Source organism: Atopobium sp. oral taxon 810 str. F0209 (assembly GCF_000466405.1).
Classification (GTDB): Bacteria; Actinomycetota; Coriobacteriia; order Coriobacteriales; family Atopobiaceae; genus Olegusella.
In genome coordinates this window covers 23979-33470 of sequence record NZ_KE952970.1, presented here as the reverse complement: position 1 = coordinate 33470, position 9492 = coordinate 23979, and the positions used below count along the sequence as shown (strand labels likewise).

Here is a 9492-nt window from a genome sequence, read left to right as displayed (position 1 = left end):
CATTTTTTCTGAAATAGAACGTGGCTTTTGACAAACGGAGCCGCTCCGACTGAAATAGAACGTGGCTTTTGACAAGCAGAGCAGCCCCGAATGAAACAGAATGTGGCGTTTGACAAGCAGGGCAGTGCAGGTTGGAATGATGTGTGGCTTTTGGTACGTAGGGCCGTGCAGTCTGAAATAGAACGTGGCGTTTGGCAAGCGGGGTCGTGCAATCTGAAACAGAACGTGGCGTTTGGCAAGCAGAGCCGTGCGAGTTAAGACGATGGATAGGTGACCTTTTTAGATAATATTTTGTCGGATAAGCAAAACGTCAAAGTAAGCTGAGGCGGTCTACCGTTCGCGAGTGAAATAGTACCGCTCGCGCAGGATTGCTTTTGATTTGCATGAAGGTTTGACGGGGATTGGGGCGGTACATTGTTAGTCGGCGCTACAATCTCGCGTCACGATACCACCAGAGAAAAAGGAGAGAAGTATGGAACTTCACGAGCGCATCGATCACACCAATCTTAAGGCCAATGCAACTCAGGCAGATCTTGCCAAGCTCTGCGATGAGGCTATGGAGTACAAGTTTGCTACCGTTTCTATCAACGGTTGCTGGACCAAGTTTGCTGTTGAGCGTTTGGGTGATTCTGGCGTAGGCGTTACCACCTGCATCGGCTTCCCTCTGGGTGCTGCGACTACCGCTGGCAAGGCCGCTGAGGCTCACCAGGCGGTGCTGGATGGCACCACCGAGATTGACATGGTTATCAACGTAGGCAAACTTATTGATGGCGATGACGAGTACGTTATCAATGACATTGCTGAAGTCGTCAAGGCTGCTGAGGGCCACCCCGTCAAGGTCATTCTTGAGTGCTGCCTGCTTGATCACGATCAAATCGTGCGTGCTTGCCAGGACTGCGTCAAGGCTGGTGCTGCCTTTGTCAAGACAAGCACCGGCTTTAGCACAGGCGGCGCTACCATTGAGGATGTTCGCCTGATGCGTGAGACCGTAGGCGACGCTTGCAAGATCAAGGCTGCTGGTGGTATCCACAATCAGCAGGAGGCTTTGGCTATGGTCGAAGCTGGTGCTGATCGTCTGGGTACAAGCGCAAGCATCGCAATCGTAAGCTAAACCCTAGCTAGTCTGATTCTGCGCCCAAGCGGGCTCGCAAGCTTTTGCTGTCAAGTGTTACGCGTGTCGCACCCCGTGCGTTAGCGTGATAAGCAGCAGCTACGAGTCCTGCTTGGGCGCATTTTTTTGCCGTAAATCCTTGGATCCAGCCCCAGATAATGCTGGCAGACAAAGCATCTTGGAATTCTCCTGAGGGTGGCAGTGGACCTCCTACCCAGGGCAAATGTGCTTCTTCGCCTTGGCCCAAGCAGAACAATCCGCCGTCCTCAAGCGATACAAATACTGCGCGAGGCCCACGCGCCAATACCTCAGAGCTTGCTATTTTTATCTCCATAAGGCTGGGTAATATGCGCTCTACAAGCGCTTCGAGTGTAGAAATGTCAATCTTAATGAGGTCTGGGCGTGACAAATCTGTCTCTGTGGGAATACCATTTCTGCTGGTAGATGACACATACGCCATGGGTACTTGCACGCTTTTCCACAAAAAATCTCGTGAGGCCTGCGGTACTGATGATTCAACAATACAGATTGCTGCTCGATTAATGGTGGCAAGATGCTCTGCCAAGTAGTCGGGGGAGAGCAAATCAAATGCCTTTGAATCGCTGAGAACAAGCTGTCGTGTACCATCAGGGCGAGTTAAAAAAACGTTGGAAGCGGATTCCATGCCGCGTGCCGTCATGGATTCGCTTATGTCGATACCGTCACGTTTGCAAGAGGCAATAAGGCGCTCACCCTCGTCGTCACCACCAAAAACAGACACCAAGCGTACAGGGCAGTCAAGATGTGCCAAAGTTTGAGCAATGTTATGAGCAGTGCCACTAACAACGGTGCGCACGATGCCTCGATGGCTGTCTGAGCCATTATCGCCCGAGCCTAGCGTGTGTTGCATCTCTGGCCAGCCAATCACGTCCACGCGAGATGCACCAATAGAAACGATATAGGGACTTTCCTCAAGAATATAACGGCGCCCGCGAATGGCACCTTTACGCATCAGATTGGAGATATGGACCGCCACCGACGAGCGGGAGATTTGAGCTTTCTCCGCTAATTCTTTTTGCGTAATTGAGGGATTCTCGCGTATCCAACCCAAAATTTGACGCTCGCGTTCGGTGATCATTTATCCTCCAGATATAAACAAATGATTAGTACTCTAAACGGGTATTATCATAAAGCAAAAAATATGAGAAAAGAAATGGAAAAGTAGCGCTCACAATTGCTAAGTAAATAAAGCTCTCAACAAGTATTAAGACAAGCCTTACACCTGCTTAAATGCCGTATATTTCCGCGTGCTGTATCAAAAAATCTTGCCTAAACAACCACTTACTGGAAAAAACCTACCTTCTACTTGAGAAATGTAGAAGAAACGAGTAAGTAAACATATGCTTTATAGGTCGTATCAATTTCTGTAAGCGGACATATGTCACGACAAAATCTGAGGGCAAGGTGATTGGATGAAGAAGAGGGTCTTTATTGTTGTGCTGGATAGCTTTGGTATTGGCGAAGAGCCTGATGCTCCAGAGTACGGTGACGAGGGCAGCAATACTCTTTGTGCATGCGCAACCAGCCCCCACTTCTCCATGCCCAATCTTCAAAAGCTTGGCTTGTTTAATATCGATGGTGCGCTTGATTCCGTCTATGACGTAGATCTTAAGCCTGTTGATGCACCTACCGGCGCATTTGGTCGCCTGCGTGAGGCTTCCAAGGGCAAGGACACCACTGTTGGTCACTGGGAACTTGCAGGCGTTATTTCACCTGAGCGTTTCCCGACCTATCCTGATGGTTTCCCCGCAGAGATCATTGAGGAGTTTGAGCGCCAGACTGGCCGTAAGGTTCTCTGCAACAAGCCCTATTCTGGCACGGATGTTATTCGTGACTATGGCCGCGAGATGGTTGAGACTGGCTCGCTGATTGTCTACACCTCTGCTGACAGTGTCTTCCAGATTGCCGCACACGAGGATGTTGTTTCCTGCGAGCAGCTCTACGAGTATTGCCGCATTGCTCGCAAGATTTTGACTGGCAAGCATGCAGTTGCCCGTGTTATTGCTCGTCCCTTTATTGGTGAGGAAGGCTCCTACACCAGAACCCCGCGTCGTCATGACTTCTCGCTGGAGCCTACGGGCGAGACTATGCTCGATGCTCTGACCAAGGCTGGCGTTGACGTTATCTCTGTTGGCAAGATTTATGACATTTTTGCTCACCGTGGCATCAAAGAGTCCATCCCTACTACGGGCAATCCCGAGGGTATCGACCGCACTATCGAACTGCTTGATCGCGACTTTGAGGGCCTTTGCTTTGTCAACCTTGTTGATACCGACATGATTTATGGTCACCGCAACGATGTTGATGGTTATGCCAAGGCGCTGGCTTATTTTGATGAGCACATGCCGACCATTCTTGGCAAACTTCGCGAAGGCGATCTCTTTATGGTGTCCGCTGACCACGGCTGTGATCCTGTGACACCTTCAACTGACCATTCCCGCGAGTATGTACCTTGGGTTATCGCAGGCCCTCAGGTGCGTTCTGGTGCCAACCTTGGTACCAGCACTACGTTTGCTGATGTTTCTGCCACTGTTCTTGACTACCTGGGTGTTCCTGCTCTTGAAAATGGCACGTCTCGTTTGGGCGATATCTTGGAGGTTGCTGATAATGCCTAATGTACCGACTCCGCACAATGCTGCCCTTGAGGGTCAGATTGCAAAGACCGTCCTTATGCCGGGTGACCCCCTGCGCGCACAGTATGTGGCAGAGCACTATCTTGAGGATGTGACCTGCTTTAATACCGTTCGTAATATGCTTGGGTTCACGGGCACCTACCAGGGACAGCCTGTCTCGGTTATGGGTGGCGGTATGGGCATTCCTTCCGTAGGTATTTATACCTACGAGCTTTTTAACTTCTACGATGTTGATCAGATTATTCGCATTGGTAGCGCGGGTGGTCTTGCTGAGGGTGTGCAGCTTCGTGACTTGGTAATTGGTATGGGAGCCTGCACCGATTCCAACTACGCGGCACAGTTCAACATGCCAGGTACGTATGCTCCTATTGCCGACTACGATTTGCTCCGTCGTGCTGTCAACAAGGCCGAGGAACTGGGTGTTCCTACACGTGTCGGTAATGTACTGTCTGCAGATGCTTTCTACAATGCAGATCCCACGGTCAACGAGCGTTGGGCATCCATGGGCGTTCTTGCTGTCGAAATGGAAGCAGCGGCTCTCTATCTCAACGCTGCCTATGCAAAGAAGCGCGCGCTCTGCTTGCTTACCGTCTCTGACCTGCCGTTGTCTGGCGAGGCACTTCCTGCTGAGGAGAGGCAGACCAGCTTTACACAGATGATGGAGGTTGCCTTGTCTTTGGCTATTCCTGAGAAGTAAGGGATTACAACAGCTGGTCTGGTCGGTTGGCTGCATTCGAGCGTCTGCCCTGTGACGCAGATGTTCGTATATTTGGCTTTACATGGGAAGCAAAACCCATGGAAATCATATTGGGGGGCTGGGGCCCCAAAGTAAGGTTTTAGAAAGAAGGGAACTACTATGCAGGACATTTCGCGCAGGCACTTTCTGGGCACCGCAGCGGCTTTCGCAGTAACCGCTGGTCTGACGGCATGCGGCGGCGGCAACGCTGGTGGTACTGGTTCCGCTGACGCTGGCAAGAGCGGCAAGGACTACAAGATCGAGATGGTTACCGACACAGGTGGTGTCTCTGACCAATCCTTCAACCAGAGCTCTTGGGAGGGCCTGCAGCAGCTGGAGAAGGACAATGGCTGGACCGTTCAGTATATTGAGTCCAAGCAGGAATCCGACTACGCTACCAACCTCGACAAGGCAGTCGACGATGGTTCCAACCTCGTTTGGGGCATTGGTTTTGCAATGGCTGACGCTGTTGCTCACTCCGCAAAGACCAACCCTGAGGTGCAGTTTGCCGTTATCGACAATGCATTTGAGGATGCACCCAAGAACCTCATCGGTGTTACCTTCCGTGCTCAGGAGCCTTCTTTCCTCATGGGCTATATTGCCGCTCGTACCACCAAGACCAACAAGGTTGGCTTTGTCGGCGGTATCTCCGGTGTTGTTATCGATCAGTTTGATTATGGTTATCAGGCTGGCGTTGCTTATGCCAACAAGGAGCAGGGCACCAATGTTGAGGTCCAGGGTCAGTATGCTGACAGCTTCTCTGACTCCGCAAAGGGCAAGGCTATTGCTTCTAAGATGTATTCCAGTGGCTGCGATGTAGTCTTCCACGCAGCAGGCGGCGTTGGCGCAGGCGTTATCGAGGCTGCTAAGGAAGCCAATAAGTTTGCTATCGGTGTTGACCGCGATCAGGCTTACCTTGCTCCCGACAATGTCATTAGCTCTGCCCTGAAGCGTGTTGACAAGGCTATCGTTGAGGTTTCCACTAAGATTCAGGCTGGCGACATTGAGGGTGGCACCAATATTGACCTGGGCTTCTCTGAGGATTGCGTAGGCATCCCTGAAGAGCACAAGCTCATTGATGACGAGGTTTACAAGGCAGCCATCGAACTCGGCGATAAGATCAAAGCTGGCGACATCAAGCCTCCTTTCAACAAGGAGACCTATGACGAGTACATCAAGACTCTTTAAGTCATAGCTCGTAACGCTGGGGCGGGGCACCTCGGACATAGTGCGAGGTGCCCCGCTTGTCGAATGTGTCGCAGGGGGAGAACATGGAAGTCGGTCCAGATTACGCTGTGCAGATGCATGGCATAGTCAAGGTGTTCGGGTCATTCCGAGCTCTTGACGGGGTTGACCTCGACGTGAAAAAGCAGTCAATCCATGCAATCCTGGGAGAAAATGGTGCTGGCAAGTCCACGCTCATGAATGTCCTATATGGACTCTACCAGGCTGATGGAGGAGATGTTTTTCTCAACGGTGAGAGGGTCAGCATTACTAGTCCTACCGAAGCCATCAAACATGGCATTGGCATGGTTCACCAGCACTTTATGCTGGTAGAAAACTTTACAGTTACCGAAAATATCGTCCTTGGTGAAGAGGTCTGCTCTGGCGCAGGCGTACTCGATATGGCCAAGGCACGCCAAGAAGTTGTCAAGATTGTCGAGGAGTATGGTCTCGAGGTCGATCCTGACGCATTAATTGAGGATATTACTGTCGGCATGCAGCAGCGTGTCGAGATTCTAAAAGCACTTTATCGTGGTGCCGATACTCTGATTTTGGATGAGCCGACGGCAGTTTTGACTCCACAGGAGATTGAGCAGCTCATCAAAATCATGCGTGATTTGGTAAGCAAGGGTAAGACCATCATTATCATCACGCACAAGCTCAAGGAGATTATGTCTTCTGCTGACGAATGTACCATCATTCGTCGTGGTCGCTACATGGGTACCGTTGATGTCTCAAAGACCAACGAGACTGAGTTGGCTTCCAAGATGGTTGGCCGCCATGTCAACCTGTCTGTTGATAAGGGTCCTGCCAATCCTGGTGAGACTGTCTTGTCCATCCGTGATCTACACGTCAAGGACGATCGTGGTATTGAGGTTGTTAAAGGCCTCAATCTTGATGTACGCGCTGGCGAAATCGTGGGTATTGCTGGTATTGATGGTAATGGCCAGAAGGAATTTGTCGATGCTATCGATAATCTCGTCCATGCTGAAGCAGGCACCATCGAGATTAAGGGCAAGCAAATCCAAAACACCACTCCAAAAACGACCATTGACACCCGTGTTGCCACGGTACCTTCTGATCGTCACCGTTGGGGTTTGGTTTTGCCCTTTACTGTTGCTGAAAACGCAGTTCTTGAACGCCACAACGAAGAGCAGTTTGGTCATGGCATCATGCTTGACCTTGCCAAAGTTGAGGAGTTCACCCGTGGCCTAATCGAAGAATATGACATTCGTCCTGAGGGCTGCGAGACGCACACCGCATCTGGTCTTTCGGGCGGCAACCAGCAAAAAGTCATTATTGCTCGCGAAGTTTCTAGCGAGCCTGATTTGCTTGTTGCGGTACAGCCTACACGTGGTCTCGATGTTGGCGCTATCGAATTTGTGCATAAGGCGCTGATTCGCGAGCGTGATCGTGGTGCAGCAATTCTGCTTGTCTCGCTCGAACTCGATGAGGTTATGGACGTTTCGGACACCATCGCTGTTATTCATGACGGCCAAATCGTAGGCAGCTTTGCTCAGGGAACGGTCACCGAGGAGCAGGTTGGTCTCCTGATGGCAGGAGGAGGCAACGAATGAAAACGATAGTTAAGCTCCTGAGAAAGCCAATTGCCGCTTCGATTTTGGCAATTGTTGTAGGTTTTATTATTGCAGCGATTGTTCTGGCTGCTGCCGGATATGCACCTGGTCCTTCTTTTGCTGCCATGTTTAATGGCATGATTGGTCGTCCCAAGTACATTTCTAACGTCATCATCAAGGCGACGCCAATCATCCTGACTGGCACGGCTGTTGCCTTTGCTTTCAAAACAGGCCTTTTCAATATTGGTGCTGAGGGGCAGTATATCCTTGGTACGATCTGTGCTGTTATTGTTGGCGTGACCTTTAATCTTCCACCCTTGCTACAGATTCCTCTGGTTATCTTGGCAGGCACCCTTGGCGGCGCCCTAGGCGGAGCTGCGGTTGGTTGGCTCAAAGCTAGGTTTGGTATTAATGAGGTTATTACCAGCATTATGTTTAACTGGATTAGCCTTTATCTCTGCAACTTTGTTGTCAACACCCAGACTTTCCACCAGCCTGAGTCTACAAGTACCTTCCCAGTGAATCCCTCCAGTTACACGATGATCCTTCCTCAGTGGAAACTTTCGGAAGAAGGTCTTAATGCCTTGAGTGGTACACCTTGGCTTTATGAAGTGCTGGTCAAGACAGACGTCAATATCGGCATTCTCATTGCAGTTGCCGCTGCCATTCTGATTGCCGTGCTGCTTAAGCGCACCAAAATTGGCTATGAGATGCGCGCTGTTGGTCTCAATCGTGAGGCTGCTCAGTTTGCAGGTATTAACGTCAACCGCAATATTGTGACCTGCATGCTTATCTCGGGTGCTCTCTGCGGCCTTGCTGGTGCGCTGTCTGTGACGGGTCTTGAGCCTCATAATATCTCGACGCTTGCTGCCTTTGAGAACAACGGCTTTAACGGCTTGTCCGTTGCCTTTATTGCTGGTTCCTCGCCCATTGGCTGCATTTTTGCTGGTTTGCTTTTCAGTGGTCTCATCTATGGTGGTCAGAGTGTTCAGCAGGTTATGGGTGCACCATCTGACATCATTAACATCATGATTGGCACGATTGTGTTCCTTATGGCACTCTCGCAGATTGTCCCCATGATTGCTGATAGGCTCGAGCGCAAGTCGAAGGGGGCCGAAAATGCTTAATAGCTTGCTGCTTCTTATCGGAATTACTCTGATGTACTCCACTCCGCTAGTCTTTGGCTCTCTGTCGGGTGTCATCTCCGAGCGATCTGGTGTTGTCAATATCGGTATCGAAGGCATGATGGTTGTAGGTGCTTTTACCGCCTCTGCCGTTTCGTATTTTACTGGCAACCCTTGGTTGGGCTTCTTGATGGCAGGTATTGCTGGCGCTGCTATTGCCTTGTTGCATGCGGGTGCATCGGTAACCTTCCATGCTGATCAGACCGTATCCGGTGTTGCTATTAACTTGCTGGCGCCTGGTATTGCTCTGTTCTTTTGCCGTCGTCTCTTTGACAATGCAGCTATGACGCCCGTGTGCACTACTTTACCCAAGCTCTTTGGCGAAGGCGCACTTAATGGCACTCCTTATGCCAGTCTCAATGTTGACGTGACAGTTGCTTTGGGTTTTGCTGCAGCTCTCATTATGTGGTTTGTTCTATACAAGACCAAGTGGGGTCTGCGTATTCGTGCTGTTGGCGAGCACCCTGCAGCCGCTGATACGCTGGGCATTAATGTCGAACGCACGCGTTTTATTTGCGTGTTGATTTCGGGCATGCTTGCTGGTTTTGGTGGCGCTTCCGTCACGCTCGCAATCGTTTCTCAGTTTACCCAGACAGCTATTAGTGGCCAGGGCTTCATCGCACTTGCCGCCGTCATTTTTGGTAAATGGAAGCCCCACGGCGCTTATGGTGCCTGCCTGCTCTTTGGCTTGGCTCAGGCTCTGACCGTGGTTCTTGGTGGTGGAAGCATTGCTATCCCCAGCCAGCTTATGGCAATGCTGCCCTATGTACTGACCATCATCGTGTTGGTTCTCTTTGTTGGTCGCTCCGCTGCTCCCAAGGCAGATGGCGTGCCCTATTTGAAGGGTAGTCGCTAAGACCACAGGGGCTTCCGAGTGTGATTATAAGGCACGGCCGCACTTGCTCACCCCCTTCCTGCAAGGGCGGTCGTTGCCTAGAATCAGCTGTTGAAGTTTGCTTAGGAATTCTTGCCCGTCTCGGCCACTTAG

General features: G+C 50.9%; 8 protein-coding genes. 7 read left to right on the top strand and 1 reads right to left on the bottom strand.

Going from position 1 to position 9492, the window contains the following annotated elements:
• Positions 1-472: 472 nt before the first annotated feature.
• Complete coding sequence (gene deoC / locus HMPREF9069_RS08410) at positions 473-1111, top strand: deoxyribose-phosphate aldolase (RefSeq protein WP_021626847.1); 639 nt, start codon at positions 473-475, stop codon at positions 1109-1111.
• 7 nt (positions 1112-1118) lie between these two features.
• On the opposite strand, the gene HMPREF9069_RS08405 is transcribed toward deoC, so the two are convergent.
• Positions 1119-2228, bottom strand: a complete 1110-nt coding sequence (locus HMPREF9069_RS08405) for a PfkB family carbohydrate kinase (protein ID WP_021626846.1) — start codon at positions 2226-2228, stop codon at positions 1119-1121.
• A 334-nt stretch (positions 2229-2562) separates the two neighbouring features.
• Here HMPREF9069_RS08405 and HMPREF9069_RS08400 point away from each other — a divergent pair, with 334 nt between their 5' ends.
• The 6 genes from HMPREF9069_RS08400 to HMPREF9069_RS08375 all read left to right on the top strand — a co-directional run bounded on the left by HMPREF9069_RS08400 (position 2563) and on the right by HMPREF9069_RS08375 (position 9360).
• Complete coding sequence (locus HMPREF9069_RS08400) at positions 2563-3765, top strand: phosphopentomutase (RefSeq protein ID WP_021626845.1); 1203 nt, start codon at positions 2563-2565, stop codon at positions 3763-3765.
• Positions 3758-4480: a purine-nucleoside phosphorylase gene (gene deoD, locus HMPREF9069_RS08395; RefSeq protein WP_021626844.1), complete on the top strand. Its 723-nt coding sequence runs from the start codon at positions 3758-3760 to the stop codon at positions 4478-4480. The genes HMPREF9069_RS08400 and deoD overlap by 8 nt, the downstream gene beginning before the upstream one ends.
• A gap of 159 nt (positions 4481-4639) precedes the next feature.
• Positions 4640-5707, top strand: coding sequence for a BMP family lipoprotein (locus HMPREF9069_RS08390; RefSeq protein WP_021626843.1), 1068 nt, complete (start codon positions 4640-4642; stop codon positions 5705-5707).
• An 83-nt stretch (positions 5708-5790) separates the two neighbouring features.
• Positions 5791-7320 carry an ABC transporter ATP-binding protein gene (locus tag HMPREF9069_RS08385; protein WP_021626842.1) on the top strand — a complete coding sequence of 510 codons (1530 nt, stop codon included), beginning with the start codon at positions 5791-5793 and terminating at the stop codon, positions 7318-7320.
• Positions 7317-8447: an ABC transporter permease gene (locus tag HMPREF9069_RS08380; protein ID WP_021626841.1), complete on the top strand. Its 1131-nt coding sequence runs from the start codon at positions 7317-7319 to the stop codon at positions 8445-8447. The genes HMPREF9069_RS08385 and HMPREF9069_RS08380 overlap by 4 nt, the downstream gene beginning before the upstream one ends.
• Positions 8440-9360 carry an ABC transporter permease gene (locus HMPREF9069_RS08375; RefSeq protein ID WP_021626840.1) on the top strand — a complete coding sequence of 307 codons (921 nt, stop codon included), beginning with the start codon at positions 8440-8442 and terminating at the stop codon, positions 9358-9360. The genes HMPREF9069_RS08380 and HMPREF9069_RS08375 overlap by 8 nt, the downstream gene beginning before the upstream one ends.
• Positions 9361-9492 lie beyond the last annotated feature (132 nt).